Here is a 25431-nt window from a genome sequence, read left to right as displayed (position 1 = left end):
GAGAATAAAATGAAACTTAGCTTTTTAGCGCTTACTGTTAGTTCGGCATTGGCATTTGGATCTGTCGCTGCATTCGAACAACCAATAACTAAAAAAGTAAGCACGCCAATTGTTCAAGGTCTTAACGTACAAGAAGGTGTTCAGTATGTAGACCCTGATAGCAAAGAGGCAATTGCTGAGATGGAAAAGCTGTTCAATGAAGCTGGTTGGAATGATAAGAATAGTCCACAGCTTTTCAAAGAACTTCGTACGCCTCAAGCGAAAATTGACGTGCAAAATGCTCGCTTTGTAAGAAGTTATAACAGTAGTGATACAACGGAAGCTGAACTTGAGTCTTACTTTAGCCACCTAGGTTTCAACATTGTTGGTGAAGGTGCGTCTAAATTATTCAAAATCCGCTTATTAAACGCGGAGCCTAAAGCGACTAACTTAACAATTCTGTCTATCAAGTTAGTAAACGAAAAAGGTGAGCAAATCACAACTCAGCAAACAGCACGCTTTTTTGGCGATGGTGGTGCGAACTTAAATCGTAAAGTACTTGGCGGTGAAGCGACTGTCGAAAGTGCTTACGAGCATGTTAAGCGTGCTAAAGAGGTATACGGTAAAGGTACTGCTTACGTGATGTTTGCGGACGGCACGAAAGTATTGAAAAAGATTGATGTCAAATATGACAAGCATGCAATCTTAGGTATGTTAGCGAAAGAGTTGGGTCTACCAGTCAATAACCGTCCAGCAAATGCGCCTATGGTAATGGCTAAAGCAGATTTCGCTGCAGCAGCTGGCGATGTTGGTATCGCGCAATTTGATGCGTTCCAACACGTTGTTGATCATCCGAAAGACTTCCGTAAAGCCGATGCAAACAAGCAGAATGTTGCTGGTCAAGATGGCATCATCATGGTATGTCTGAACCGTGATTACGGAGATTGTGATTATCCGATGGTTCAAGCTGGTGGTGATTACAACAACATCCCGCATGTAACCATTCCATTCAAAGGTAGCATTACATTGCCGACGTACATTTCTCGTGTCTTATTTAAAGAAGATGACGTTTTGGGTGCGCAAAATGTGCCACCAACTGATGTGATGATTCAATCAAAAGAAGCTTTCCACGATAAGTTATCTCTACATAATCCAAACATGAGAGCGAAATTTGAGCAGTATTTCACAATTGACTATCGTTTTGATCAAGCGACTTGGTCTCCAGTTACAACGTTGAGCTGGGATATTCCACGTGAAGCTGCGCTTTTCGCTCGTCCTGGTATTTTCCAGCGCCGTGCTGATGCATACTGGATTATGAATATTGCATTGGAAGTTAACTGGATGGGTAACTTACAAGACGCGATGACTTACTTTGGTGCAACGGAAGAAGAGTATAACTACATTACTGGTTACACTTCTTACATCATTGCATCTGAAGAAGCGCCAGAGTTGCCAAAAGACATGGCTAGATACGACCAAGCACCACTTCAGTTCTCTTTCAGCTGTCTAGCAAAAGGGACGCAAATCTTAATGCCTAACAAGCAGTCGAAGGCAGTTGAAACGTTCAATGTTGGTGATTTAGTATTGGGTGCAAGTGAGTTTGAGCCAGACAATACAGAAGTACTTAAAGTTGTAGATGTGTCTGTTGGTGTCGAGCACTTGCCAATGGTTAAATTGACAACAGATTTAGGTCAAACGCTGACACTTACTGAATCTCACCCTCTTGTACGTGAAGGCGGAAAAGCTGTGTGGGCGCTAAATGTTGCTGCAGGAGATGTGATTCAAACGGCTCAGGGTCCAGCTAAAATTACTAAGTTTGAAAAAGTTGACTATAAAGACAACGTTTACAACCTTAAGCTAGCACGTGTTAATGGCAAGCAAGAAGCGGGTGAAACTTTCATCATGTTTGCAAATGGTGTGTCAGTTGGTGACCTTGCGATGCAAACAGAAAATGAGCTAGACACTCATAAGGAAACGGTTGAAGAAGTATTGCAACGTATTCCTCAAGAGTGGCATGCTGATTACCTAAACAGTTTAGAAACCAAGTAATGGTTTAGTAATAAAAAAAGCTGGCCTAGTGCCAGCTTTTTTTATTTAATCTGGAAAAGACGTTGAATAAAGCTATTTATATTAAATTTTTTATTGAAAAAATTGGTATAGTTATATTCTGGACAGAAAGTTCAGTCATTAAAACCATATAAAAAAGTACTTTTTTAAAGTGGTAGCTATAGAAGATAATAGTAAGTTGTGTAAAATAGATGTTAGTTTAACGAAATAAGGATTAGGCAGTGCGCATACTAGGAAGTGTCGTTGCACTATTTGCTTGCTTCTCAGCTGCGAGTAGTCAATTATCGTATCATTCTTTAGATAAAAATAATCATGTCCGTCAAGCTCCTGATATATTAAGCATAGGAACACTTAATAACGCTTCTTTACTCAAATATAAAAAAACAAAGTCAGTTGTTATTTCAGAAAAATCAAGGTTGGAACATCATGCACTTTTTTGGCATGATATCAAAGTATTAAATACAGATATCGTTACCCGTATCGATAGCAATCAAGCACAAAAAGTGGTCTCAGGTGCATTGCTTTTAACAGAAGAGCTAAAAGAGACTAATCTTGCCAATACTACGTTGTCAGTATTGTATCCTTATGACGACAAAGCACTGATTGAACAGCTCTCGAAAGACTATGAAATTGAAAAGTCTAATATTCGAAATATCAATAAGTTTATTGCTCTAGATGACAATAAAACCTTTTCTTCTATATATAAAGTAGAAGTTATAGATAATAATCATCAGAGAATATTCATCACGCTTGATTCCAGTTCACTTAAGGTCGTTTCAAAATATAATGCGACCGCATCATTTTTACCTCCACATTCCTCGGATTATCATGCCGTTGCGACTACCACAGGGAATTATAAATTAGGACTAAATTGCCATCAATCTCCAAGTATGGGAACTCAGAAGTGTCAAAATACTGAACTTCCTCAAGCGCACCCAATCGCTCAGTTATATTACCCAATTGATCCAGTTGTGAGTCATCTTTTCTTTCGGCACCCAGGAGCAGGCGCTTTTTCTGAATTTGATGGATATCCCATGGTGGTTAAATTAGAAAATGGGCAATGTATATACACCAATAACTTAGTTGAAACTTATTACGCAAGTGCGCAGTCACCTTATTCATATGACTGTACAAATGGGGTTGAAGAGAGTTATGGCATTGTGGGTGACCCATACATTTACTATTTGTCAAAAGGCGCGTTTAAATCTGTCAATGATGCCCATTTTTATGCTGGCGTTACAGCGCAACTGCTGTATAAGCATTTTTCGAGCTTGTACCCCGATCAAAACGAACGTTGTCCAGAGGGCGGCAGTTACTGTTTAAATGTCATAAAGCAAAGAGCCGATTCAGGAAACATTGCGCAAAGTAGCTGGGATGGAGAATTTACCAACTATGCAAGTGGTTTTAGAGGTGCGCCTTTTCCGCATGGCAGTTCTATCGACATCGTTTCTCACGAAATTGGCCATGCCATACTCGAGTGGAATACTGGCAATATTATTTCTGATGTAGATGATATTGGTGATCCGGATAATAACAGACAGCAAAGAAGTGCGCTTCATGAGAGCTTCGCAGACATTACAGCCATTGCCGTCAAGGATCATTATTTTAGAAACCTACTTTCAGAACCATCAGATTCCAATTGGAAAGAGACGGATGTTTTCTCCAAATTATCGAGTGATGACGCATACTTTTGGGCAATTGGTTGGGATGCTAGATTGCGTAATGCCTACTCGAGATTTGTAAAACAGCCAAGGCGAGATGGCGTGAGCATAGATGATTATCGTGATTTTGATAGTGTAAGTGGCTCACACCAAAGGGCAGGTGCGTTTAGCAAATTATTTTACTTAATCGCGACTAGCGAGGGGTGGAATGTAGAAAAAGCATATCGCTTGGTGGTCAAAGCAATGACAGCCTGCTTCAATGAAACTACTGGAATGCTCGAAGCCTCAAACTGTCTCATTGAAGTCGCCGACGACACTGATAAACAGCATATTACCGCGCTTGCCCTAAAAGTCGGTCTCATCCCACAAGAAAAACAAGCGAGCAACCTTAACGTGACCATTGAACGTCTGTTTGAAGACGTTTTATATAAAATTGATGATACACGGCTGGCAGAGAACAACCTGGCGCACTTTGTGTTAAGAAAGGATGGAGAGGTGATACTCGATTGGCGCTCGGACAGTGAAACTGAATGGCAACAGGTGGCTGAAAAAACTTTGACTCTGGGTGCCGGAGACCATGATCTTTATTGGCAGGTCGAACTTAAAGATGGCACCACGCTGGGCAGTAATCGAATTGCTCATTTGATAGATCAAGCAATTTGTAGGCCTCAGACCAGCACAGGTAGCCATGTTGGACATGTTGTTGTTAATGGCGAAAGCGTTTCAGTGCAAGCAGGTTTTAAACATGTAGAATTAATCGATCCTGTATATGCTCGTGAGCCGCTAAAAATAATGTTGTCAGAGCCGTTGGGTGACTTGGCGATAAAAGCCTATGTTGATTTGAATCGAAATGGCTATTTTGATGATGAAGAGCTCACGCTACCACCTGATGTGACCAATACAATTTTGCTCCCGGCGTTGTCATTTGGCGAGCTTAGTCAAGGGCCGATGATGGTGCGCTTAGTGATTGGTGAGCAAGCGGGCCCATCCAGTTGTACTGACGAAGCTGAGGCACAAACAGTAGATATCAAGTTTGCTTATCAACACGGTCAGTTTGTTGCCCCTTCAATTAGCTTTGCGTTCAAGCAAGTCGACCAAAATATTAATTTCACCATTCCACATCAATATAGCAATGCATATTCATTTAGGTGGATCGTCCAAGGTGAGGAAATAGACACCAATGTCTATGAATATACGAGGAATATGCAGCAAAGCGCAGACGTAAGCTTGCTCTTGTTACGGGATGGCGTAGAAGTAAACCGGATTATGCAGCAAGTTGTGGTCAGAACGGAACCTGATTTTGACATACAATGTGCTCAGAATGGTACGCTGTGTGAGCTTAGCCTCAGTTATGAGAATCAAATTTCAGGAGCAACTTACCAGTGGCAAATCAATGGTGATGCATTTGAGAAAGATACATTGACACCATTTGAGTATGACTTTGAGGAATATGGCGAACATACGATATCTGTGATGATGTCTATTGATGATGGGGCGACACAATTTACGCACTCAGAAACAATCATACTTGAAGCAGTACCTACAGTTGATTTTCAGGTCAAACAGCAGAATATGGACTTTACTTTCATGTTATCGGATCCATTGCCAGCTGGTTACGAACTGATATGGGTTGTTGATGGTATTGAATACCCGCATGATGCAATAGGCACATTGGTTAACTTACCAAATCAACCCACAGATTTGCACTTTATTGTGAAGAAAAACGGTGTGGTTATTAAACAAGAAGCCATACAGTTAGATTACATTCCCAACCCGGAGCTAACTTTAAATTGCACACTGCAAGAGAAGACATGTATGTTCACAGCGGAACACCGTGATTTGGGTAACCAAGTTCAGTATGTGTGGTCTTTCGGTGATGGAAGTTCGGTGACGACTGATAGCCCGACTGTGTCGTATTCATACGTGGATTCTGGCAGCTTTACTGCGAAAGTATCGCTAATATTAGGCGAAAACGCGCTGTTTACGGCGACTCAAGATATAGTACTAGGTAAGCCAGTGCCTGTTATTGAAATTAATACTACGCAACATAATCAAGTACTGCAACTAAAGGCCAGTGGTGACACCTCGGAGAATTTGACGTTTATTTGGTTTATTGAGTCAGAGCGCTTAATTGGAGAAATGGTAAATTTCACCATAGGTGAACTTGGTGGTGAGTATCGTGTCAGGCTTCAGGTCGTTGAAAATGATGTTGTTATAGAGGAATTAGAGCGACAAGTTGTAGGGTATCCTGACATAGGGTTAGATTTTGTGTGGAAACAGCAAAAAGCGAATGCTTTAAGCTTCGAATTCTCGGCATCTCAAATCAACCCATAGAGTTAAGATTCTAAACTAAAACAGGCCCGATAGACATGCATGTCTATCGGCCTTATTCGTTGTTATTGACTTTTTTTAAACTGCGTCACCAGGAATGACAGGGTGATGTCATGATGTGGTTGCTTGGATAAATCTTCAAAGTGGGAAGGCTTAAATTTCCACGCGAACGGTGTCATCTTAATAAGGTGAGATATAACGTCTGTCTCGATGGCGTGGACTTCTTGAATGAGCACTTGCTCAACCTGATTGAAACCGTCTGGGCATTCAGGCGCCTGATGAAGGCGGACGTCGTCGTAGATTTTTTGTTTTAGTTCATGTAGGTGGTGAGGCCCTGGGCTTACAACGATTAAAGTGCCTTCCTCATCGAGTAATCTTGCTGATTCTTTGGCAAAAACCGGTGCAAAAACACTCAAAACAACATTTGCACACGCCTCTTTAAAAGGCGCGTCTTTGCTCGAAGCAACACTAAAATTGGGCTTTTCATATCGTTTTGCGGCATATTTTATTGCTGGTTTACTAATATCCAAACCATAAACAGAGCAGTTTTCATCTAAGGCTTCTGCAATTGCGTGAGTATAAAAGCCTTCACCACATCCCAGATCAATCACAGAATTGGGGTGCTGGTTTGCTATCAATGTAGCCAATGCATGTTGTAAAAACTGATAGTGCGGGGTGGCAAAAAAAGCTCGTCTTGCTTGCACCATCTCAAGATTATCTCCTGGTTGCTTTGAGCGTTTAAATTGCACAGGAAGCAGGTTTATGTAACCCTCTTTTGCATAGTCGAATTGATGACGGTTGGCACATCCTAAGCTATTGCCATCACGGGCAAGGGGCTCAGAGCAAATTGGACAACGATATTCTACAGTCATCTATTTAAGTATTCCTTATCGTAAAAAGTTCTCACCCAATGTGGGCGATAGGTGATCAGAAGTGTCATGGCCATGCCATTGAGCATCGCTTCGGGAAACCACATGATCACTGAATAAAACATATAATTATCTTTCAATACCTGCCAGTCATAGAGGTCAATCGACCAAAAATATACTGCCGATAGCATAATTTTTAAGGCGGCAACGAGTCCCGCACACATAAAAGCGCACACAAAAATATAAATAAAAAAATGGCGTGGCAAGTACTGATAACAAATAACAAACAGTGCATAACTGATATAGACAGGCAGAATCCCATTGAGCAGCCAAAACGAGAAAAAGTTCACCTCAGTAAGCGCAAAGAAGTAACTAAGTAATGAGGCCAGCAAACTGCTCAACAATGAGAGTCGCCAACCCAATACAAGTGTCACAGCCGTAACTGCTAAAATATGGATGTTAAGACTGGGTAATATCCCTGCTTTTACTTGCCATAATAGTGCCATTAACAATGCGCAGCTCAACACGCCAATTTGTCTTTGCGGCGTATTTAAAAGCGCTAAATATTGTGACTTATTAAAACTCAATACAAAAGCACATACAGCAAACACAATCGTCATGATCTAACATCCATTATCCGGTGATTGCTTAACTGCTAGATCTCGAAAGTGGCCCAAATTGGTGCGTGATCAGAAGGTTTTTCAATCCCTCGCAGTTCATAATCAATGTCACTTTCTTTACATGTCGCCATTAAGCTTTCAGTTGCTAATACAACGTCGATACGAAGGCCTCGGTTGTCATTAAAACCTTTGGAGCGGTAATCAAACCATGAAAACTTATCCTCTACGTCAGGCGTAAGCTCTCTAAAAGTGTCTTTAAATCCCCAATCCATGAGCGTTTGTAACCATTCGCGCTCTTCGGGTTGGAAAGAGCATTTGCCCGTTTTGAGCCAGCGCTTTCGGTTTGCTTCCCCAATACCAATGTCGTTGTCTGTTGGCGAAATATTAATATCGCCCATAACAATTAGGTTACTATCTGGCTTTTCGTAAGTATTGAGGTGCGTCATCAAATCTTTATAAAATTGACGCTTGTAAGGAAATTTTGTTTCATGGCTAAGGTTATCACCTTGCGGGAAGTAACCATTCATGACGGTTACTTGCTTGCCATTTTCACTTTCAAAAATTCCGGTTATCATGCGCTTCTGAGCTTCTTCAGTATCTGTAGTAAACCCTTTTTGAATTGACTTAGCTGGCTTTTTCGATAATAACGCCACGCCATAATGCGCTTTTTGTCCATGGAAGTATACGTTGTAACCCATTGCCTCAACATCTTCCACCGGAAATGCTTCGTCGTGTACCTTAATTTCTTGTAAGCCAATTACGTCTGGTTGATGCTTGTCGATAAGTGCCTGCAATTGATGTAAACGTGCACGAAGGCCATTAATGTTAAAAGAGATAACTTTCATATTTTTGTTTTTGAGAGTAAACGATGGCTGAAGTGTATCATTTTGTCGCTCTGAATGGGTAAAAATGTGGCTTTTTCATGCGCAAGAGTTGTTAATTAAAGGGCAAAATTTAGCAGGTTTGAACAACGAGTTTATGGATTTGTAAATAGCTCATTAAATGATCAGAAAAGTTCAAAAATGCCATTTACACGTTGGATATTGGCTATATAATGCGCACCAATTCGTTCTTTCGAGGTAAATTATGTTTAAGTCTCTCTCAATTGCTACTCTTATTTCTATCGCTTCAACATCTGCATTTGCTGCTGGCAGTCAGAACTTTGTAGCAAGCGATGCGTCTACAATTTCAAAAGTATGTGAGATTGCTGCAAATCAAGGTTTGAGTGAAGCGCGAAAATTTGGTGCTAAGCAAGGTGTTTTTGTATCACGTTTTTCATCTTCTGTAGAGTGCAATGGTGAAGATATTCGTACATTCGCGAAAGCTCAGCAGAAAGTGCAGAATACTGAACAATCTGTTAAAGCGAAACTTGTTGCAGAAAATACCTCTCGAGCGACCGAGTTATGTATCAAAGCAGCGAAAGAAGGTGTTGCGAGTTTACACAAGTACCGCAGCCAAGCTAGAAACTTAAAATGTAATAATTTGCCAGTAAAACAGTTTGTTAAAGAAGTTAGAAGTACAGCTCTTTAATAATCTGATAAATTCTCTAAGCCCAGCGTTCTCGCTGGGCTTTTTTTTGCGCCAAATTTTTGAAAGTTATTATTCTTATGCTTTTTTACATTAAAAGCTGAAAATTGTGTTTATAAAAATTTGGTTTATGTAAATTCTTTTGGGTGTTTTGTTGTTTTTATTGTTTTTTTAGTGTGTTATAAAAGTTAAAAAGATGTTTTATACACTACGGAGAATAAAGATAATGAAAAAGGGGATTACGCTAATAGCATCTTCAGTTAGTATTGCATTGCTTGGGGGAGCAAGTATCGCAAATGCAAATGAATCTGAGGTTGAACGTATTGAAGTGACTGGTTCACATATCAAGCGTTCTGATTTAGAGGGGCCTTCACCAGTACAAACCATTTCAGCAGGTGACTTAGCAGCGACAGGGTCTACAGATCTGATCGGTGCATTACAAAAACTGCCTGTTGCAGGCGCTGGTACATTCAGTACCCAAGGTAACTCAAGTGACGATACAGCCAATGGCGGTTCGAGTGTCGCACTTCGTGGGTTAGGTGCTTCTTCAACATTGGTACTGATTAATGGTCGCCGTGTTGCTGTAAGTCCATTTGCAAAAGACATTGAGACTTCATTTGTTGACTTAAATACCATTCCGGTATCTTCAGTGAAAAGAATCGACGTACTAAAAGACGGCGCTTCTGCTACTTATGGTTCGGATGCGGTTGCCGGGGTTATTAATATTATCTTGCGTGATGATATTGATGGATTTGAAGTTGCAGGTAAAATTTCTGATACGGCCGATGGTGGTGCAGAAGAGGAGAACTTTACTTTACTTTGGGGAAGTTCAACAGACAAAGGCCACCATAATTTCTCACTCGATTATTTCAAACGTGGTGATGTATTTTACGCGGACCGTGACTATGCCTCAACGGCTGATCAAAGGTTCAGAGGCGGTAATAACGCGCTAAGTTCATCAGGCTTTCCAGGCAGTATTGAAGTTGTAAGAGGTCAACTTACGGACGCGCAATGGGAAGCTTTACCAGTAACGCGTGTTGAAGATGATGGCACCAAAGTGAGACAAACTATTTTTGCCGATGTATGGGGCAATGATAAATGTCCGGAAAATATGATTATTGGTGATATTTGCCGCTATGACTATGCACCACATATGACGCTGATCCCTTCTACCGAGCGTATTAGTTTTAATTACAATGGTGTTCAAGAAATCATGGACGGCGTAGAGGGGTTTGCTGAGTTTTCTGCACAACATACTTCTACTTTTATTCAAGGTGCAGCTAGCCCAAGTTTTACAGAATTAACCATGGCCGGCGACAACCCCAATCATCCACTTGCAGCATTACCCGATCATTTCTTGCACGGCGTAGATATTTCGATGCGTCGTCGTACGGTTGATATTGGCAATCGTAAAAAAGATGTAGACTCTGAATATTATCGCGCGGTAATGGGTATGCGTGGTGAGTTTAAAGAGTGGGACTGGGAATTCGCTTATTCAGCAATCCGCTCAAGTGCAGTAGAAAAAGGCTTTGACGGCTTCCCGAACAAGTTAAGAGCGCAAGCGGCAATAGACAGTGGTGAATGGAACCCGTTTGAACCAAGTCAAAACAGCCAAGCGGTGTTGGACAAAATCGAAACGACCACAACGCGATATGGTGCATCTACCATGCAGTCATTCGATGCCACTATTTCGGGTGAGCTGTTCGAGTTCGGGGATGGCTATGTTGCAGCGGCATTTGGTTTAGAGCATCGCTATGAAAAAATTGAAGACAATCCTGATAGCCAGTATTTAAACAACGAAATTTTTGGTACTGAAGCGACACAAGCAAATGGTGACAGAGACAACACTGCGTTATTTGCTGAATTTAATGTACCAGCTACTGAAAACTTGGAATTACAGCTTGCGTTAAGATATGAGGATTACAGTGACTTTGGCAACACAACTGATCCGAAAGTTGCATTTCGTTGGACACCCACAGACGAAATCGTAGTTCGGGGCTCTTGGGGGACTGCATTCAGAGCGCCTTCTCTCGTTCAACTCCACTTAGGTAGAACTGATGAATCGCCAAGCGTGATCGACAGAGATCGTTGTGTTATTACTAAAGACCCACTAGATTGTGAGCCATTCGAATATACGGCAGAAGTGGCTGGTAACAAAAATCTACAACCGGAAGAGTCAACAAACTATAACCTTGGGGTTATTTGGCAGGCTACGGACGACTTTAGTGTAGGCGTTGATTACTGGAACTATGATCAAGAAAACCTAATTAAGAAAATTGGCGCACAAGATATCGTGGATTGTTGTGGTGATGATCCAAACTTGGTAATAAGAGAGGCGAGCACGGGTGGCACACCAGGGCGAATTCGCCAAATCAACGACACGTTCGTCAACATCGGTGGCCGCAAAACGGATGGTATTGACCTTGATCTTGAGTACAGGCTCGAAACACAAGGTTTAGGTGAGTTCAAGTTTGGTTATAACGTCACTTATGTCTTGAACTTTGATGAAGAGCTAATTCGAACAGATGAAGATGGTAATTCTGTATCAGTTATCATCGATGAAAACGGCGAGTATCAACACCCAGATCTTCGTTGGAATGCGCGAGTAGATTGGGCACTTGATGATTGGATTGCAAATGTCAGTGTAAACTATATTAACTCATACAATGACTTAGCTGATAGTGAAGGCAACAAGTTTGAAATTGATTCGTGGACCACAATTGATACAAGTGTGACATATATCGGCTATGACAAACTTACAGTCACACTGGGTGCTTCAAATCTAACCAATGAAGAAGCACCTTTTGCACCGTCAGAATCTATGGGAGTTGATAACAAGACGCATAGTATTCTTGGGCGTCAAGCGTACGTAAAGTTTGCTTATAAGTTCTAAATAGAAGTACGCGATTGTTGTTCTAATATAAGGCCCCATTTGGGGCCTTTTTCTTTAAAAATTTCAATTTCATCACTTTGGAAACTAAGCTAGTCACTATGATGAAGCATACGAGTTATATGATGAAAACTGCTAAATTTATTGTTACGGGTGTGGTTCAAGGTGTTGGGTTTAGGTATCACTCTAAACAAATTGCCATAAAACTCGGGTTATCCGGATTCGCTAAAAATTTACCGGACAGAAGTGTTGAGGTGGTGGTACATGGGTTCGATGGCAGTGTATCTGAAATGGCGATTTGGCTCAGCAGTGGTCCCACAATGGCAAAAGTAGAGAACGTCATAGAACAAAAAGTTGAACAAAAAAGCTACTCAGGCTTTGAAATTCTTTAGTTTTGAGCAAAAGTTTTTCGGCAGCATTAAGTGTAAGGAATCGTGTACGAATATTTGTTGTGGCTAAATTTTGAGCGAAAAAAAAGGCCCATTAGGCCCTTTTTCTGGTCAAAGCGATGATTAACGTTCGCCTTGATCCTCATAGTCACGTGCAGTATAACCAGTGTATAGCTGACGTGGACGGCCAATTTTGTGACCTGCTTGCGAAAGCATTTCGTTCCAATGTGAAATCCAACCAACTGTGCGAGACATAGCAAAGATCACAGTGAACATGCTTGTAGGAATGCCAATCGCTTTCAAGATAATACCTGAGTAGAAATCTACGTTAGGGTATAGTTTCTTTTCAACAAAGTATGGGTCTTCCAATGCAATTTGCTCTAGCTTCATTGCAACGTCTAAAAGTGGGTCTTGGATATTCAGCTCTTCTAGTACTTCATGACATGTTTGACGCATTACTGTCGCACGAGGGTCGAAGTTCTTGTACACACGGTGACCAAAGCCCATTAGACGGAAAGGGTCGCTCTTGTCTTTCGCTTTAGCGACGTATTCATCGATACGGTCAACAGAGCCAATTTCTTCTAACATGTTCAAACACGCTTCGTTTGCGCCACCGTGAGCAGGACCCCAAAGTGATGCAATACCTGCCGCGATACACGCGTAAGGATTAGCGCCTGATGAGCCCGCTAAACGCACTGTAGATGTAGACGCGTTTTGCTCATGGTCAGCATGAAGCATGAAGATACGGTCCATTGCTTTTGCAAGTACAGGGCTCACTTTGTATTCTTCAGCCGGTACAGAGAACATCATGTGTAAGAAGTTTTCTGCGTAGCTTAAGTCGTTACGTGGGTATACAAACGGCTGACCTACATTGTATTTGTAAGCCATAGCTGCAATTGTAGGCAGCTTAGCAACGAGTTTAGTTGCACAACGCATACGCTGTTCTGCATCTGAAATGTCTAAGTCGTCGTGGTAGAAAGAAGACAAAGCACCGACGACACCACAAAGCATTGCCATTGGGTGAGAATCAACGCGGAAACCTTGGAAGAACGCTGCGATTTTCTCGTGCATCATAGTGTTACGCGTGATCTCGTCAGAGAAGCTTTCAAGCTGGTCTTTGTTCGGTAATTCACCGTTAAGTAGCAGGTAACAAAGCTCAATGTAGTTTGAGTTTTCTGCCAATTGTTCAATTGGATAGCCACGGTGTAAAAGTACACCCTTCGCGCCATCGATGTAAGTAATAGATGATTCACAAGAGCCAGTCGACATGAAACCAGGGTCGTATGTGAAGAAGCCGTGAGCACCTAACGTACGAACGTCGATAACGTCTTGGCCGGCTGTGCCAGAGTGGATCGGTAGTTCGATTGGATCGTGCCCATCAATATGGACTGTGGCTTTCTTATCTGCCATCTATCTTATCTCCTATGAAATAACAACATTCTGATTGTTATGTTGTGATACTAATGTTAAGCAAATTCAGATCATTGTAACTTATAAATGGGGTGAAAAGTCAATTTTTCTCGGAATTATGCAAAAATGTATAATAAATATTCTAAGCAGATTAAATATTATACCATTGGCTAATTCGCAAGCGTCTCAAACTAAACAAGAATTGTAAAAACACGGATAGCCTTATATACTGTCAACGGTTTTATACCGTGTCGTCTGTGGGTAAACCTATTTTTACATCGAAGTTTTACAGGCAAGTGATCTTTTAAGTGTTTAAACAGGTTTATCTAGAGTGTGCCATTTGTGCATGTCGTGCAAGTGGGTTGATAAAAACAAGTAGATGAAGCTCTAATCGAGCAAAGATGGGCAAGTAACTGTGAAAAAGCAAAGACCTGTAAATCTAGATCTTACGACTATATCTATGCCGCCAACGGCAAAGGCGTCGATATTGCATCGTGTCACTGGTGTCGCGTTGTTCTTCGCGCTGACATTTGTCATTTGGGCGTGGTCTGAATCTCTCTCTTCTCCTGAAGGTTTTGAATTTGTGAAAGAGCTTATGACAAGCTTTATAGCCAAATTTATTGCGTGGGGCACCTTCGCTGTATTGTCTTACCACATCATTGGCGGTATCCGTCACATGATCCAAGACATGGGGCATTGGGAAGAGCTAGAGTCTGGCAATGCAAGTGCTAAAATTGCAATCGTCCTGTGGGTAATCGTTGCGATCCTTGGTGGAGTGTGGATATGGTCTTAAATCAAGCAACTCTTAAACGTGATGGTGTACAAGATTATGTATCACTACGCACTACAGCATTAATCATTGCAGCGTACGCTGTATTTATTGTTGGATATTTAGCATTAACTCCTGAATTAACGTATGAAGCTTGGTCTGGGTTGTTCGACAGCTTAGCGATGAAAGCCGCAACTATTATTACTTTAATTTGTATAATGGTTCATACTCGTATTGGCTTGTGGCAAGTACTAACTGATTACGTTAAGTGTTCAACAATGCGTTCAGTTTTAGGCTTTGTATTGAATCTAATGGCACTTGCTTACGTTGCTGTTGGTTTGTTTGTTCTGTGGGGTGTTTAAGTGAAATATAATGTCCGTGAATTTGATGCTGTAGTTGTTGGCGCCGGCGGCGCAGGCATGCGTGCAGCGCTAGCGATTTCTGAGTCTGGAAAGACATGTGCGCTTATTTCAAAAGTATTCCCAACGCGTTCTCATACTGTATCTGCGCAGGGTGGTATCACTGTAGCGCTAGGTAATTCTCATGAAGATAATTGGGAATGGCACATGTACGATACTGTTAAAGGCTCTGATTACATCGGTGACCAAGACGCTATCGAATACATGACTAAAACAGGTCCTGAGGCGATCACTGAATTAGAAAACATGGGTCTACCATTTTCTCGTTTCGAGAATGGCCGTGTTTATCAACGTCCTTTCGGCGGTCAGTCTAAGCACTTTGGTGGCGAGCAGGCAGCACGTACTGCTGCGGCAGCTGACCGTACAGGTCACGCACTTCTTCACTGTCTTTACCAACAGAATGTTAAGAATAAAACCAACGTATTCTCTGAGTGGTATGCACTTGATCTGGTTAAAAATGACAAGGGCGACGTTGTTGGTGTGACTGCAATTGAAATCGAGACTGGCGAAGTCGTTTACTTCAAGTCTAAGGCGGTCGTACTTGCAACTGGTGGTGCTGGTCGTATCTATGCATCTACAACAAATGCTCACATCAATACTGGTGACGGTGTTGGTATGGCTGTGCGCGCTGGTATCGGCATGCAAGACATGGAAATGTGGCAATTCCACCCGACAGGTATTGCAGGCGCGGGTACGCTAGTAACTGAAGGGTGTCGTGGTGAAGGTGGTTACCTTCTAAACAAAGATGGCGAGCGTTTCATGGAACGTTATGCGCCTAACGCGAAAGACCTTGCTGGTCGTGACGTTGTTGCACGTGCAATGATGACAGAAATTCGTGAAGGTCGCGGTTGTGAAGGCCCTTGGGGAATTCACATTAAACTTAAGCTTGATCACCTTGGCGAAGAAATGCTTAACCTTCGTCTACCTGGTGTTTGTGACCTGTCTAAGACTTTCGCGCACGTTGATCCAGCTAAAGAGCCAATCCCTGTAATTCCAACTTGTCACTACATGATGGGTGGTGTGCCAACAAACGTTAACGGTCAGGTACTTGACGTTGATGTAAACGGTAAAGAGCGTATCGTAGAAGGTTTGTTCGCGGTAGGTGAAATTGCATGTGTATCTGTACACGGTGCAAACCGTCTAGGTGGTAACTCACTGCTAGACTTAGTTGTATTCGGCCGTGCTGCGGGTAACTTCTTAGGTTCTTACCTGAAAGACTTCGAATCGACTGGTGAAGCTTCTACAGACGACGTTGATGCGGCATTTGCACGCTACAATCGTTGGGAAACGTCAGAAGTTGGTAAAGGCGAAGATCCAGTACAAATTAAGAAAGACTTACAAGAGTGTATGCAACTTAACTTCTCGGTTTTCCGTGAGGGTGATTCAATGGCGGATGGCCTTAAAGAGCTTAAAGAAATCCGTGAACGTCTTCAGTATGCACGCCTTGACGACAAGTCAACTGAATTCAATACACAACGTATCGAGTGTTTAGAGTTAGACAACTTAATGGAAACAGCATACTCAACAGCGGTTGCTGCAAACTTCCGTACTGAGAGCCGTGGTGCGCACTCGAGATTTGACTTCCCAGATCGTGATGACGAAAACTGGCTATGTCACTCAATGTACCACCCTGAGAGCGAGTCAATGACAAAGCGTGATGTAAACTTTGCGCCGACGACTCGTGAAGCATTCCCACCTAAAGCTCGTACGTACTAGGAGTTAAACGATGGCAACAGCTACTTTAGAATTCTCTGTTTATCGTTACAACCCAGATGTAGATACTGCACCTCGTATGCAGGAATACAAACTAGAGGTTGAAGAAGGGCGTGACATGATGGTGCTTGACGCACTGTTAATGTTGAAAGAGCAAGACTCTACTCTTTCGTTCCGTCGTTCGTGTCGTGAAGGTGTATGTGGTTCTGATGGTGTAAACATGAATGGCAAAAATGGCCTTGCATGTATTACTCCGTTGTCAGCATTACAAAAGAATGGCAAAGGTAAAATTATCATTCGTCCATTACCAGGTTTGCCTGTTATTCGTGACTTGGTAATTGACATGAGTCAGTTCTACACTCAATACGAGAAAGTAAAACCTTACTTGATCAATGATAAGCCAACAGGCGGCGAAGAGCGTCTTCAGTCAGTAGAAGATCGTGAAAAGCTTGATGGCCTTTATGAGTGTATTTTATGTGCATGTTGTTCTACTTCATGCCCATCATTCTGGTGGAATCCAGATAAATTTATCGGTCCTGCTGGACTTCTTCATGCTTATCGCTTCTTGGCAGATAGCCGCGATACAGCAACAGAAGAACGATTAGCTGGTCTTGATGACGCGTTCAGCGTATTCCGTTGTCACAGTATCATGAACTGTGTTAGCGTTTGTCCAAAAGGTTTGAATCCAACCAAAGCGATTGGACACATTAAATCTATGCTATTAAACCGTTCGGTTTAAAGCATTATTATCTTAAGATGGCATGCTGGGCATGCCATCTTGTTTTCGTTTAAGTTAAAGTTTCTGCGCTAGAGAAAAGGGCTAATAAATGCACGAAGGTGTGATGAAGGCATGGCTAGAATCTTCTCACTTATACGGCGGTAACGTTGCGTATGTAGAAGATTTATATGAAGCGTATCTTGACGATGCGGCTTCAGTGCCAGAAGAATGGCGAGAAGTGTTTGATCAACTACCTAAAGTTGAAGGTGTTGATGTTGATATTAAACATTCGGATGTAAGAGCACAATTTGCTGAGCTTGCTAAGAACAAACACAGAGAAGTAGTAGTTTCTGCAGAAGGTGCGGCAGATGCAAAACAAGTGCGTGTGTTGCAGCTTATTAATGCATTTAGATTTAGGGGCCACCAGAATGCCAACCTAGACCCGTTGGGTTTATGGCAACGAGAGCGAGTGAGAGAACTCGACTTGGCTTACCACAATCTAGATGATGTAGATCTCGATAAAGAATTCAATGTTGGCTCTTTCGCCTGTGGCAAAGAGACAATGAAATTAAAAGATTTATACGCAGCGCTTAAGTCTACATATTGTGGCTCTGTTGGCGCTGAGTATATGCACATCACATCAACAGAAGAAAAACGCTGGTTACAACAACGTTTAGAAGCTGGTTTCTCACAGACTCAATTCAGCAAAGAAAACAAACTACGCCTGTTACAAGGCTTGATTGCAGCTGATGGCCTAGAAAAATACCTTGGTGCGAAATTCCCAGGTGCAAAACGTTTCTCACTAGAAGGTGGCGATGCGTTAGTACCCATGCTTAAAGAGCTTGTGCATAGAGCAGGCGAGAGCGGGCAAGAAGAAGTCGTTATTGGTATGGCACACCGTGGTCGCCTTAACGTACTTGTTAACGTATTGGGTAAAAACCCGCAAGAATTGTTTGACGAATTCGCTGGTAAATATGGTGAATCTGCTGGTTCTGGTGATGTTAAGTATCACATGGGTTTTTCTTCTGATTTTGGTACTAAAGGCGGCGATGTTCACATGGCATTGGCGTTTAACCCGTCTCACTTAGAAATCGTCAACCCAGTGGTTATGGGCTCTGTAAGAGCTCGTCTAGACCGCTTAGATTGTGCAAGTGGCTCAAAAGCATTGCCAATCACGATTCATGGTGACTCAGCGATCGCAGGTCAAGGTGTTGTTCAAGAAACATTTAACCTGTCTAAGACGCGCGCATATGGCGTAGGTGGTACAGTACGCATTGTTGTTAACAACCAAGTTGGTTTCACGACATCTAAGCCTGAAGATACGCGCTCTACAGAGTACTGTACAGACATCGCTAAAATGGTCCAAGCACCTATCTTCCATGTTAACTCAGACGACCCTGAAGCTGTGGCTTTAGTCACTCAGGTTGCATTAGATTTCCGTAATAAATTTAAGCGCGATGTGGTTATCGACTTAGTTTGCTACCGTCGTCACGGTCACAACGAAGCAGATGAGCCAAATGCAACTCAGCCTCTAATGTACCAGAAGATCAAAAAGCACCCAGTCCCGCGTCAGCTATATTCTGATAAGCTAGTTGCTGAAGGTGTCTTATCTGCACAAGAAGCAAAGCAGCTTGCAGATGAATACCGAAATGGTCTAGACAATGGCGTTTGTGTTGTTGATGAAATTCAACCAGAAACTAAGCACTCTTCTGAGTGGTCAAAGTATGTTGGCCATGATTGGGATACGCCTTACGAAACAGGTGTTTCTGTTGAGAAGTTAAAAGAGCTTGGTGAAAAGGTTGCAACTTACCCAGAAGACCATAAAGCACAGTCTCGTGTTAAGAAAATCTACGATGACCGTAAAGCAATGGCGAAGGGTGACAAGTTACTAGACTGGGGTATGGCAGAAACATTGGCATACGCGACGATGGTTGACCAAGGCACTGATATTCGTCTAACGGGTCAGGACTCTGGTCGTGGTACTTTCTTCCACCGTCATGCAGTTGTTCACAACCAGAACGACGCTTCAACATATTTGCCGTTGCAAAATATCAGCCCAGAGCAAGGGACTTTTGAAGTTTACGACTCGGTACTTTCTGAAGAAGCAGTACTTGCATTTGAATACGGTTATGCAACAGCAGAGCCCACGTCTTTGGTACTTTGGGAAGCACAATTTGGTGACTTCGCTAACGGTGCTCAAGTTGTATTCGATCAATTCTTAAGTTCTGGTGAGCAGAAGTGGGGTCGTTTGTGTGGTTTGACTTTATTACTTCCACACGGTTATGAAGGCCAAGGTCCTGAGCATAGCTCTGCACGTATGGAGCGTTACCTTCAGTTATGTGCTGACCACAATATGCAAGTTTGTGTTCCTACAACACCTGCACAGGTTTATGCAATGCTGCGTCGTCAATCAGTACGTCCTCTGCGTCGTCCACTGATTGTTATGACACCGAAATCACTGCTGCGTCACCCGCTAGCGGTTTCTAGTTTAGAAGAGCTTTCAGACGGTGTATTCCACAACATGATCGACGAGATTGACGAAATCAATCCTGAGAATGTTGAACGTGTTGTTTTCTGTAGTGGTAAAGTTTACTACGAACTACTACAAGAACGCCGTAAGCTTGAATTGAACAACGTTGCAATTGTACGTGTTGAGCAGCTATATCCATTCCCACACAAGGAAATGGATGAAATTATGGCACGTTATCAACACGTAAAAGACTTCGTATGGTGTCAGGAAGAGCCGCAGAACCAAGGTGCTTGGTACTGTTCTCAACACCATTTCTGGGAAGCTATCCCAAGTGGAGCAAAACTGACTTATGCAGGTCGTAAGGCTTCTGCTGCTCCAGCTTGTGGCTACATGTCTACCCACACTAAAGAACAAAACGCGTTGATTGCTGACGCATTAACAATTAAGAAATAAGGAATAAGAGATGACAACCGAAATTAAGGTTCCTGTTCTTCCTGAGTCAGTTGCTGACGCGACAGTAGCAACTTGGCACGTAAGCGTTGGTGACACTGTAAGCCGTGACCAAAACCTAGTTGACATCGAAACTGACAAAGTTGTTTTGGAAGTTGTTGCACCTGAAGATGGTGTAATCGTTGCCATTTCTGAAGAAGAAGGTGCAACTGTACTAGGTGAGCAAGTAATTGCACAAATAGGTGCTGCAGGTGCAGCGCCAGCTCAATCAAATGAACAACCAGCAGCGCCAGCAGCGGCGCCAGCAGCAGAAGGTAAAGAAGTGGACATTAAAGTACCAGTACTTCCAGAGTCAGTAGCAGACGCTACAATCGCAACTTGGCACGTTCAACCAGGTGAGGCAGTAAGCCGTGATCAAAACCTAGTTGACATCGAAACAGATAAAGTAGTTCTTGAAGTTGTTGCACCTGAAGATGGTGTAATGGGTGAGCAGCTACATGCAGAAGGCGATACAGTGCTTGGCGAACAGGTTATCGGTAAGCTTTCGGCAGGTGGCGCACCTGCAGCACCAGCGGCATCTGACGCAGCACCAGCAGCATCTGACGAGAACGCAGACGTGCTTACTCCTTCAGTGCGTCGCTTAATCGCTGAGAAAGGCCTTGATGCAGCACAAATCAAAGGCACGGGCAAAGGCGGTCGTATTACTAAAGAAGATGTGGACGCATTCTTGAAAGCGCCAGCGGCTAAGCCAGCTGCAGCGCCTGCTAAAGCGGCAGCTGCACCTGCGGCACCAGTTGGTGACCGTACACAGAAACGTGTACCAATGACTCGTCTTCGTAAGACAATTGCTAACCGTCTTCTTGAAGCGAAGAACTCAACAGCAATGTTGACGACCTTCAACGAAGTGAACATGAAACCAATCATGGATCTTCGTAAGCAATATAAAGACGTATTCGAAGAGCGTCACGGTATCCGTCTTGGTTTCATGTCTTTCTACGTGAAAGCAGTGACTGAAGCACTTAAGCGCTTCCCAGAAGTAAATGCATCAATCGATGGCGATGATATCGTTTACCACAATTACTTTGACATCAGCATCGCTGTTTCAACACCACGTGGTCTAGTAACGCCAGTACTACGTGATTGCGACAAGCTATCAGTTGCTGAAATTGAAAAAGGCATCCGTGAACTAGCGCTTAAAGGACGTGACGGTAAACTAACTGTTGACGACATGACGGGCGGTAACTTCACTATTACAAATGGTGGTGTATTCGGTTCACTTCTATCTACGCCAATCATCAACTTACCTCAGTCTTCGATTCTTGGTATGCATAAAATCCAAGAGCGTCCAATGGCTGTAAACGGTAAAGTAGAAATTCTACCGATGATGTACCTAGCGCTTTCTTATGACCACCGTCAAATTGATGGTAAAGAGTCAGTTGGTTTCCTAGTAACAATTAAAGAATTACTAGAAGATCCAACACGTCTACTTCTAGACGTTTAATCAAAAGATTAAATCTTAAGCTGTATGAGTGCAATAAAGCAACATACAGCTTTTTTTTTGCGCCTTTGGTCTTACTGGGGTTTTCTTACTACGCCGTGGGATCTATACTATGGGCGCAATTTGGGATAGCTGATTATTTGCATAAATATTCAGCCTTTTTAGTATAAAAAATTGGATAAAGCATCATGAATTTGCATGAGTATCAGGCAAAACAACTTTTTGCCGAATATGGTTTACCTGTATCTGAGGGTTACGCTTGTGACACTCCTCAGGAAGCAGTTGAAGCTGCTGGTAAGATTGGTGGCGACAAGTGGGTCGTTAAATGTCAAGTACACGCGGGTGGCCGTGGTAAAGCTGGCGGTGTTAAGCTAGCTGATAGCAAAGACGAGATCCGCGCATTTGCTGAAAACTGGTTAGGTAAAAACCTAGTTACTTATCAGACTGACGAAAAAGGTCAGCCTGTTGCTAAGATCTTAGTAGAAAGCTGCACTGATATTGCAAATGAGCTATACCTTGGTGCTGTTGTTGACCGTGCTTCACGTAAGATCGTGTTCATGGCTTCAACTGAAGGTGGTGTAGAAATCGAGCAAGTTGCTGAAGAAACACCAGAACTAATTCACAAGGCAGAAATCGATCCACTAGTAGGCCCTCAGGCATACCAAGGTCGTGAGCTAGGCTTCAAGCTTGGTCTTAACCCTGCTCAAATTAAACAGTTCACTAAGATCTTCCTAGGTCTTGCGAACATGTTCATTGATCACGATTTCGCACTATTAGAGATCAACCCTCTAGTAATCACTGACGAAAACAACCTACACTGCCTAGACGGTAAGATTGGTGTTGATGGCAACGCGCTATTCCGTCAGCCTAAGATCCGTGAATTCCACGATCCTTCACAAGAAGATGCACGTGAAGCGCACGCTGCAAGCTTCGAACTAAACTACGTTGCTCTAGACGGTAACGTTGGTTGTATGGTTAACGGTGCAGGCCTAGCAATGGGTACAATGGACATCGTAAACCTACACGGTGGTAAGCCAGCTAACTTCCTAGACGTTGGTGGCGGCGCGACTAAAGAGCGTGTATCTGAAGCGTTCAAGATCATCCTTTCTGATGACAACGTTAAAGCAGTACTAGTAAACATCTTCGGTGGTATCGTTCGTTGTGACATGATCGCTGAAGGTATCATTGGTGCAGTTAAAGAAGTTGGTGTAAGCGTACCAGTAGTTGTACGTCTTGAAGGTACTAACGCTGAAGCTGGCCGTGAAGTACTAGCTAACTCTGGTCTTGACATCATCGCTGCTGAATCACTAACTGATGCTGCAGAGAAAGTAGTTGCTGCTGCGGAGGGCAAATAATGTCTGTACTAATTAATAAAGATACTAAAGTAATCTGTCAGGGCTTCACTGGTGGTCAAGGTACTTTCCACTCAGAGCAAGCTATCCAGTACGGTACGCAAATGGTTGGTGGTGTATCACCAGGTAAAGGTGGTCAAACTCACCTTGGTCTTCCTGTATTCAACACTGTACGTGAAGCTGTAGAAGCGACAGGCGCGACTGCAACTGTTATCTACGTACCAGCTGCATTCTGTAAAGACGCTATCTTAGAAGCGATTGACGGTGGCATCGAGCTAATCGTTTGTATCACTGAAGGCATCCCTACATTAGATATGGTTGATGTTAAAGTGAAACTAGAAGAAACTGGCGTTCGCATGATCGGTCCTAACTGCCCAGGTGTTATCACTCCGGGTGAATGTAAGATCGGTATCATGCCTGGTCACATCCACTTACCTGGTAAAGTAGGTATCGTATCTCGTTCAGGTACTCTTACTTACGAAGCAGTTAAGCAAACTACTGACGCTGGCTTCGGTCAATCAACATGTGTTGGTATCGGTGGTGATCCAATCCCTGGTACTAACTTCATCGACGTACTAGAAATGTTCCAGAACGATTCTAAGACTGAAGCAATCGTTATGATTGGTGAGATCGGTGGTACAGCTGAAGAAGAAGCAGCAGAGTACATCAAACACAACGTGACTAAGCCAGTTGTATCTTACATCGCTGGTGTTACTGCGCCTCCGGGCAAGCGTATGGGTCACGCTGGTGCAATCATCTCAGGTGGTAAAGGTACTGCTGACGAGAAGTTTGCAGCGCTAGAAGAAGCAGGCGTTAAGACTGTTCGTTCTCTAGCTGAGATCGGTGCGGCACTTAAAGAAAAAGCTGGTTGGTAATCTACGATTCCAATCAGGAAAAGGCTCCTTTGGGAGCCTTTTTTATTTTTTGTGCCCTGTTTTTTCCTCGCTATTCAATTCTGCTGCGAGCCGTGATCCCCAGAGTTAAAAACACAACCGACCAACCAAAGGCTTGCTTTGGAGAGGGGATACTCATTTTATCCTAGAATTAACATACGAGATCATTTGTACCTAATACTGAATTATTCCTAAGTTTATCGTATACGGTTACTCATCCTCATAAATCTTTTTAATTCGTAACTAAATGTACTTGAAGTTAAGTATTGTTAACTGATATAAACGCACTCTCCCATATTACTGAAAGGTAAGAGTATGTCTCAAAAGGATTTCATAAGTCACTTGTTAACAGAGTGTGATGTGATGATTCGCTATGCATCAGGGCAGGGTAAAACGATACCCAGCTATATGCCAAATACGGTATATCAACTTCAACGAAAACAAGATGTGATAGAGTCTGAAGGTTCAACTTTGGATGGGGGCCTTGGTTTTTATGAGCATGAATTATCCGAGTTAACCAAGTGCCACAAAGAACTTTCCTTATTGGTATGCCCTGCGAAACCGTTGACGCTTGCTATTATGGACCGAGAGTCAACTTCCGTTGGGTGGATTAGGTTTTTAGGACCTGTCAAACTTGTCAGACACATGTCTGTTCTGGCTGTGTTTTTCTTACTTTCAATTATCGGGTTATCGATTTCTCCTGAGGTAAATCAAAGAACAATTAACGAAGGACTGTTTAACTCAGAAGGAAAAACCTTACTGTTGAATCAGTTATTCTTGTTATGTTGTGCGGGGTTAGGCGCGACCTTTGCTTGCTTGCACAAGTCTCGTAATTACATCAAAGAGTGTAATTACGACCCTAAATATGACTCCACATATTGGTCAATGGTTATTATGGGCTTTATGGCCGGGTTAATCATTGCAGAGCTAATTCCAACCACTGATCTCGCACATAATAATGCATCAATTAGTGATTTTCATAAACCGCTAGCTGCATTGTTAGGTGGCTTTGCTGCAGATGTGATTTACAGTGTGCTAAATCGACTGGTTGATGTATTGAATCAATTACTCGGAAGCTCGGATCAAAAAACCAAAGAAAAAGTCAAAAGTGCGCTTACACAAGCTGATTTAGCTGAGCAGCTACATCAACAAAATAAAGAGCTCAAAGAGAGTATTTCACTTACTCAGGATACTAACAGGCAGTTATTGTCGATGATCGCTGAGGAATTAACGCTACCCATAGATAAAAAACAGGCTTTAATGCAACAAGTTGAAGGCACGAAAACGTCGGTAGCGACCAATGTCAACAAGCGAAAAAGCATGATGTCTAATGAACATGAGACTGCTTGATGCAGGCGATGTCAGTGTCAGCATAGCACTTAATTTATTGTATATTTTGAAATTAA

18 protein-coding genes are annotated in these 25431 nt (G+C 42.6%); 14 read left to right on the top strand and 4 right to left on the bottom strand.

Features of this window, described 5'->3' with window-relative positions; translation table 11 throughout:
- Positions 1–9: 9 nt before the first annotated feature.
- Together L1286_RS11320 and L1286_RS11315 are read left to right on the top strand one after the other, a co-directional pair.
- Positions 10–2028 (top strand): Hint domain-containing protein, encoded by a 2019-nt coding sequence (locus L1286_RS11320; RefSeq protein WP_235407162.1) that lies wholly within the window; start codon positions 10–12, stop codon positions 2026–2028.
- A gap of 239 nt (positions 2029–2267) precedes the next feature.
- Positions 2268–6041 (top strand): PKD domain-containing protein, encoded by a 3774-nt coding sequence (locus L1286_RS11315; RefSeq protein ID WP_235407161.1) that lies wholly within the window; start codon positions 2268–2270, stop codon positions 6039–6041.
- A 62-nt stretch (positions 6042–6103) separates the two neighbouring features.
- On the opposite strand, the gene L1286_RS11310 is transcribed toward L1286_RS11315, so the two are convergent.
- From L1286_RS11310 to xthA, 3 genes are read right to left on the bottom strand one after another with little or no spacing between them, the layout of a single operon-like run.
- Positions 6104–6910: a putative RNA methyltransferase gene (locus L1286_RS11310; RefSeq protein ID WP_235407160.1), complete on the bottom strand. Its 807-nt coding sequence runs from the start codon at positions 6908–6910 to the stop codon at positions 6104–6106.
- Positions 6907–7527: an energy-coupling factor ABC transporter permease gene (locus tag L1286_RS11305; RefSeq protein ID WP_235407159.1), complete on the bottom strand. Its 621-nt coding sequence runs from the start codon at positions 7525–7527 to the stop codon at positions 6907–6909. The genes L1286_RS11310 and L1286_RS11305 overlap by 4 nt, the downstream gene beginning before the upstream one ends.
- Positions 7528–7562: 35 nt before the next feature.
- On the bottom strand, positions 7563–8372 hold the full coding sequence (xthA, locus tag L1286_RS11300; RefSeq protein ID WP_235407158.1) for an exodeoxyribonuclease III: 810 nt from the start codon (positions 8370–8372) through the stop codon (positions 7563–7565).
- Positions 8373–8613: 241 nt separating this feature from the next.
- Here xthA and L1286_RS11295 point away from each other — a divergent pair, with 241 nt between their 5' ends.
- The 3 genes from L1286_RS11295 (at position 8614) to yccX (ending at position 12336) form a co-directional block, all read left to right on the top strand.
- A complete protein-coding gene (locus tag L1286_RS11295; RefSeq protein WP_235407157.1) occupies positions 8614–9057 on the top strand; it encodes an exonuclease III in 444 nt (147 codons plus the stop codon).
- A 223-nt stretch (positions 9058–9280) separates the two neighbouring features.
- The gene (locus tag L1286_RS11290) at positions 9281–11947 is read left to right on the top strand and encodes a TonB-dependent receptor plug domain-containing protein (RefSeq protein ID WP_235407156.1); all 2667 of its coding nucleotides are present in this window, start codon (positions 9281–9283) and stop codon (positions 11945–11947) included.
- Positions 11948–12045: 98 nt separating this feature from the next.
- Positions 12046–12336, top strand: coding sequence for an acylphosphatase (yccX, locus tag L1286_RS11285; RefSeq protein WP_235407155.1), 291 nt, complete (start codon positions 12046–12048; stop codon positions 12334–12336).
- 120 nt (positions 12337–12456) lie between these two features.
- On the opposite strand, the gene L1286_RS11280 is transcribed toward yccX, so the two are convergent.
- Entirely contained in the window at positions 12457–13743 is a 1287-nt protein-coding gene (locus L1286_RS11280; RefSeq protein ID WP_235407154.1) for a citrate synthase, read from the bottom strand.
- A gap of 415 nt (positions 13744–14158) precedes the next feature.
- On the opposite strand from L1286_RS11280, the gene sdhC reads away from it, so the two are divergent.
- From sdhC to L1286_RS11235, 9 genes are all read left to right on the top strand, one after another.
- Positions 14159–14536 carry a succinate dehydrogenase, cytochrome b556 subunit gene (sdhC, locus tag L1286_RS11275; protein WP_235407153.1) on the top strand — a complete coding sequence of 126 codons (378 nt, stop codon included), beginning with the start codon at positions 14159–14161 and terminating at the stop codon, positions 14534–14536.
- Positions 14527–14874, top strand: a complete 348-nt coding sequence (gene sdhD, locus L1286_RS11270; protein ID WP_235407152.1) for a succinate dehydrogenase, hydrophobic membrane anchor protein — start codon at positions 14527–14529, stop codon at positions 14872–14874. Before sdhC ends, sdhD begins: the two co-directional genes overlap by 10 nt.
- On the top strand, positions 14875–16647 hold the full coding sequence (gene sdhA, locus L1286_RS11265; RefSeq protein WP_065788901.1) for a succinate dehydrogenase flavoprotein subunit: 1773 nt from the start codon (positions 14875–14877) through the stop codon (positions 16645–16647). It abuts the gene before it with no gap.
- Between the two features lie 10 nt (positions 16648–16657).
- On the top strand, positions 16658–17383 hold the full coding sequence (locus L1286_RS11260) for a succinate dehydrogenase iron-sulfur subunit (protein ID WP_063356399.1): 726 nt from the start codon (positions 16658–16660) through the stop codon (positions 17381–17383).
- 88 nt (positions 17384–17471) lie between these two features.
- Complete coding sequence (sucA, locus tag L1286_RS11255; RefSeq protein ID WP_235407151.1) at positions 17472–20285, top strand: 2-oxoglutarate dehydrogenase E1 component; 2814 nt, start codon at positions 17472–17474, stop codon at positions 20283–20285.
- 10 nt (positions 20286–20295) lie between these two features.
- Positions 20296–21783 carry a 2-oxoglutarate dehydrogenase complex dihydrolipoyllysine-residue succinyltransferase gene (odhB, locus tag L1286_RS11250; protein ID WP_235407150.1) on the top strand — a complete coding sequence of 496 codons (1488 nt, stop codon included), beginning with the start codon at positions 20296–20298 and terminating at the stop codon, positions 21781–21783.
- Between the two features lie 185 nt (positions 21784–21968).
- Positions 21969–23135 carry an ADP-forming succinate--CoA ligase subunit beta gene (gene sucC, locus L1286_RS11245; RefSeq protein ID WP_023399327.1) on the top strand — a complete coding sequence of 389 codons (1167 nt, stop codon included), beginning with the start codon at positions 21969–21971 and terminating at the stop codon, positions 23133–23135.
- The gene (gene sucD, locus L1286_RS11240; RefSeq protein ID WP_235407149.1) at positions 23135–24007 is read left to right on the top strand and encodes a succinate--CoA ligase subunit alpha; all 873 of its coding nucleotides are present in this window, start codon (positions 23135–23137) and stop codon (positions 24005–24007) included. Before sucC ends, sucD begins: the two co-directional genes overlap by 1 nt.
- Positions 24008–24340: 333 nt before the next feature.
- Positions 24341–25375 carry a hypothetical protein gene (locus L1286_RS11235; protein WP_235407148.1) on the top strand — a complete coding sequence of 345 codons (1035 nt, stop codon included), beginning with the start codon at positions 24341–24343 and terminating at the stop codon, positions 25373–25375.
- Positions 25376–25431: the final 56 nt, after the last annotated feature.

The organism is Pseudoalteromonas sp. SMS1 (assembly GCF_021530565.1).
GTDB lineage: Bacteria > Pseudomonadota > Gammaproteobacteria > Enterobacterales > Alteromonadaceae > Pseudoalteromonas.
Note: the sequence above shows the minus strand (reverse complement) of the source record. Positions and strands in the feature narration are given on the sequence as shown.